The organism is Blastocatellia bacterium, from assembly GCA_025054955.1.
Lineage (GTDB): Bacteria > Acidobacteriota > Blastocatellia > HR10 > J050 > JANWZE01.
Genome location: JANWZE010000065.1, coordinates 1 through 4,763 on the forward strand (window position 1 = coordinate 1; position 4,763 = coordinate 4,763).

The following is a 4,763-nucleotide window of genomic DNA, read 5'->3' on the forward strand; positions in this document are numbered from 1 at the left end:
TTCCATGTGAGTCGCGCTCACAAAACACTGCTGGTGCGAGCCGGTGCAAGCGAGGGATTGATTTACTACCAAGACGGCGAAATCGTTCATGCTGTGACCCAGGATCAAACCGGTGAACCCGCTTTCCGTCAAATCATCAACTGGCAATCGAATGATTATGCTGTGTTCACCGATGAGCCGCCGCCGACTCGAACCATTTTTCGGGATTTCGACAGTCTGCTGAGCGCCGCTACGCAGCCCGGTTCCATGTCAACCCCGACGACAGCAGCCACTGAGCAACAGCAGACTCAACAGGAGATTTCAGAGGTCATACCTGATGCGCCCCAGCCCTTGCATGAGGCCCCGGTTGCTGAGTCTCAACCTGCTGAGCAGTTGGCCGACGAGCCGCCTCCGGCCGTCATACAACAAGAGACCTCGGACTCCTGCGGGGAAATCCCAAGCACGAAACCCGAAATCCCAAACGTTTCGGATTTCGAATCTGGGATTTCGGATTTCCCTCAAAGAGGGACCAAGATGCCTGCTTTCTCCAGCGATGACAAGCGTCACATCGAGGAGCTGCTCATGGCATCAGATCATCTGGAAGGCGGCTTGCTTTTGACTGTTGATGGCGCGATCCTAGCTTCAAGCCTACCGCCACACGCGCTTTCGTCCAGCGTATTGGCCGATGCCGGTTCGCTGTTCCGGATGTGTCAACGTCTGGCTGAGGAACTCGGTCGCGGCCATCACCGGCAATCTTTTATTCAAGGCGACCTAGGTAACATTATCCTTTCGGAGGTCGGCGACGGCTCTTTCCTGGTGTTTATTACCAATGCCAAAGCGACGCTTGGTCTGGCTCTGTTGCAAGCTCGGCAACGAGCGCAAAAGGTCGGTCACATCATGGCGAATTATGCGTGAGCGCTCTCGTGGTTGGTTTCATAACTGTCCGGTTAAGCAACTCAGACCGGAAACCATCGGCAATGAACAAACGATTGATGACAAGGGACAGAGAATATGGTTCTAAAACGACTCTTCAAGGATAAACCATCAGACAGTGACGCCTCCCATCTTGAGGTGGTTGATCCCTTGATCCGTCAACTTGCTTTGCGCATCCGGGGCTCGTTCGACTTGGATGAAGTGTTGCAACTGGTCGCCCAGATGATTGGTGAACACCTGCGTGTTCATCATTGCATGGTTTACCTGTGCGATCCAAACTCGGACACGCTGCGTTGGCGCGCAGGTTACCAGGAGCCGGAACTGGCTCCATTGCGTTGGCCACTGAAAGAACCAGAATTCCCCGACCTCTTCCAGCGACTTCGCCGAGGGGACATCGTGCGGGTTGACGACCCGCTCAACGACCACATCGTGATGGCTGAACGCGCCCGGTTTCAAGCAGCCGGCATTCGGATGCTCTGCTTTGTCCCCTGCTTGGGCGAGCAATTGGAGGCAGTCATCGTGATAGGTCATACCGCGCCCCTGCACCCGTGGAGCGAAGCGGAAAAGCATTTCCTGGAAACTGTCGCAGCCGAGGTTGCTATTGCTGTTCGTCTGATGAACCTGTCATCGGAAGTCCGGCGGGCTGGCAATCAGGTCTACAGCGCCACGGCTGAGATGCAGGCCGAAAACCAGCACCTTCAAGGGCTGATCCAATTGCTCCTGCTGCCGTCGGGTGAACTGAGCCAGGTGTTGAATCACATCACTGAGTCGTTGGCCACGTTGTATCAGGTCAAAGCATGTAGCATTGAAGAGTTTCAAGATGGCCAGACAGAGACGGCGACCGTCCGCTCCATGCGCATGTCCGACTACACCACCGACCTCGGCGTGTTTGCCACCGAGGGAACAGCGCGCATGCCAGTGATCCAAACCAAACATCATCAGGTCATCTACAAGGCGGCCGATACGTACCCCGATGACCGATTCCTGCGAGATAACAACTTCAACTTCTACGTCGGCATTCCCATCCTGAACCGCACAGGCGAGCTGATTGGCCTGCTCAATCTGTACAATTCTGAGCCTGTCACGTTGCAAAAGCGGGACCTGAAGACGCTCTCATCAATTGCCCGACGCATCGGCTTCGAGCTGGAGGATGAAGTCGCGGTGCGCAAACGACAGGAAGCCGAACATGAACTGAAATGGCGACTGGAGGCGGCTACCCAGTGGGAAGAACAGATGAAATTCCTCCAGCAAGCCCGCGAGCTGCTCCGCCAGAGTTCAAACCTGAGCGAAGGGTTGCAGTCGCTGATTGTCGAGGCCAATCGGCAGATGGGATCGGAGTTCGCGGCCATTGCCCTTTATGACGAACAGGGACAGACCGCCGAGCTGTTCACCGCTGGCATTGAAGATTCCGTCCGCGAAGCGATTGGCTTGTTGCCAACTCATCGTGGCGTTCTAGGACTGCTGGCCGAATGGTCAGGGCCGCTCCGGTTAGATAATATCGCAAATCATCCGCGCTTCAGCGGATTCCCGGCCAATCATCCGCGAATGCGCACGTTTCTGGGCGTGCCGCTACGAGTGCGTGGAGCCACAGTCGGAGCGCTCTACTTTGCTGACAAACACAACGGTCAACTGTTCACCAGCGAGGACGAATTATTCGCCACCGAGCTTGCCGCCCAGGTGGCGCTGGCCGTGGCAGCCCCTATCGTGACCATGCCCGAAAGGCCAGCGCAATGGCCAGAGGACGCAGTCGCCCAGCAGCGCGCCGATGTCAGCCAGCGAGAGACGGCCACGCCATCAACGCTGGCGCCGGTAAGTCGAATCGAAACCGATTGGCAACTGATCTCGGATCTGTTTACGCTCATCGAGCGAGGCGCGCCGATTGAAGAAATCTGCGAGGAAGCAGCCACCCGATTGACCGACTTCTTCCCCGGCTCGGCTGTCGGCGTCTGGTTGATTGATCCGCTCACGCAGACGCTCATCCAGACCTACGGGCAAGGCGGGCCGATTGAACGATTGGCTCGGCGAGGGCCATTACGGATTGGCGAAGGCACCATCGGACGCGCGGTCATTAGCGGACAATCATTGTCGTTGACCGATTTCTACCAGAATAAAAACATCCCCGACGACATCAAAGCCCTGACCAGCCCTGACGAGCTGTACAACTCTATGCTCGTCATGCCACTGAGAACACGCGATAAGACGGTCGGCGCCCTGATCATTTTTGCACCCGAGCAAGCACCCACCGAGACGTCGGCACAGGCGTTCACCTCGGTGATCGCCTATTGTTTGGGTAGCGTAGTGGATCAATCGCGGATGCGCGAAACCATCGTTCAACACAGCCAGGAAATGGCCAAGATGCAGTCGGCCATCGAGTCCATGAGCGCGCCTTCTTCGCTCGGCAAGATGTGCGACGACATTATCAACAACCTGACCCGCTCGCTGGACGCCACGCACTGCGCCTTTTTCCTCCGGCAATCGGCTGAACGAGACCTCTGGCTCTTCCGCCATCAGGGGTTGAGCGAAGCCTTGGCCGGTCTGGGCCGGCGCATTTCGATTGACGAGGCTGAAAACAGCATTGCGTCCCTGCCCGCCCGCGAAATCCTCATCGAATCAGAAATCGAGAAGAGCCACCAGATTCGCAACCGCAAATTGATTGATGTGCTGCGCGCCGAAAGCATCCGTTCAGGCGTGCTCTTGCCGCTGGTAGCCCACGATGAATTGATCGGGCTGCTCGTTTTTGCCTCACCCGAAGCGAATCATTTTGCTCACTATTCGCGCGAATTCTTCGCCATCATCAGCAATCGCATTGCCAGCACGCTCCATCAACTGCTCCACACGGAAACAACCCCTGAGGCCAAACCCCAACCGGTGTCTGCGCCAGAGCGCGCTGCAACAGATTTGAACGAGGTGTTGATCACCAACCTGCATAGCGGCGTCATGGCGCTCGATCGAGACGGAACGGTCACCATGTTCAACCCGGCAATGGAACGATTGACCGGTTATCGTCAGCGTGATGTTCTCGGTCGGCGGATCAGCGACATTGAAGCCTCGCTCTTTACCCGCGTCAACCCGTTCAACGACGCCATGATTCAAGGCCGTGTGATCAACTGGGATGAACTGCAAATCGTCACCAAAGGCGGCAGCAAGAAGCACGTGTCGGTAACGGTTTCACCACTGGCTGACGAGCGTGGCGCGCTATCCGGCGCTGTGGGCATATTCACCGATATGAGCGAAATTCGCGCGCTGGAGCATGAACGCTATCGGCTGACCCCACTGGCCTTGATCGGCGAGATGTCGGCTCGATTAGCCCATGAGATCAAGAATCCCTTGGCTAGCATGATGAGCGGCCTAGAACTGCTCAAACGACGACTCCAGTACGGCGAGCGTGAAGCCCGTTACTTTGATCGCCTCATTGCTGAACTGCAACGATTGGATACGACGGTGCGCGAAATGCTCGCGTATTCACGCACAACCCCGCCAACACTGACAGCCGTGGATCCTGTCGAGCCGCTGGAGCGTGCTATAGACACATTGACGCCCCAGTTGGAAGCCAGCCTCATCCAGGTCCAACGCGATTACCAAGCAGGCACGATCTCGGCCATGATGGACCCCAATCAGATGGAACAAGTCTTCCTCAACTTGATCATCAACGCCATCCATGCCATGCCCGATGGCGGGACGCTATCCGCCTCGTTGCGGACGATCTCCGCCTCCGACAACGGCGATATAAGCGCTGGCGAGGCCCCCGCTACGTTCATCGAGTATGCCATCCGCGACACCGGCGTGGGCATCGGGCCTGACATCCTTGACAAAATCTTCGATCCATTCTTCAGCACCAAAACGCACGGGAC

2 protein-coding genes are annotated in these 4,763 nt (G+C 56.8%); both read left to right on the top strand.

Annotated features, from left to right (window positions below; genetic code table 11):
- The coding region (locus tag NZ823_09250; protein MCS6805310.1) for a roadblock/LC7 domain-containing protein at positions 1-894 on the top strand (894 nt) is incomplete at its 5' end.
- Between the two features lie 96 nt (positions 895-990).
- Positions 991-4,763: GAF domain-containing protein (locus NZ823_09255; GenBank protein MCS6805311.1), on the top strand; the 3,773-nt coding region annotated here is incomplete at its 3' end.